At 37.9% G+C, this 391-nt stretch carries 1 protein-coding gene; it reads right to left on the bottom strand.

Translation table 11 applies throughout. The annotated features are described in order from the left end of the window. Positions 1-391 (bottom strand): tyrosine-type recombinase/integrase (locus tag AAEY62_RS20645; RefSeq protein ID WP_350636123.1); only part of this gene is annotated, 391 nt, incomplete at both ends.

The following is a 391-nucleotide window of genomic DNA, read 5'->3' on the forward strand; positions in this document are numbered from 1 at the left end:
GGTTTGTTCCGTAAGTTGCTCTAGATTGATGAAACTTAAAATGGGTAAATTGTGTATAACCATGAACAATCAGTTTTTTGCGTAGATCGCTAAACAGTTTTGTAAAGGTGTTTTCAGAATAGGGGTTTCCCCTTACAGATAAGAATAAGTTGTCTTTGTTGCTTTTTTCAGCTTTAGCCTGCCTAGCGAGTCTTTTTGCAGAATATGCATATTTCAGGAGCACTGACAGTAGAAAGTCAGGAGTGGTTATTTGACCTGATACATTGTTCTTAGTTTTGATACCTGTTCCTGGACCAACGGCTACCTTCTTCATTCTCTCTGAAGATGAGTCATTGGATGCATTTTCAAGTGATGATATTTTTAGCGTTCTAATCGTTTCACTTCTTGCACC

Source organism: Pseudoalteromonas sp. GW168-MNA-CIBAN-0100 (assembly GCF_040309225.1).
Lineage (GTDB): Bacteria > Pseudomonadota > Gammaproteobacteria > Enterobacterales > Alteromonadaceae > Pseudoalteromonas > Pseudoalteromonas arctica.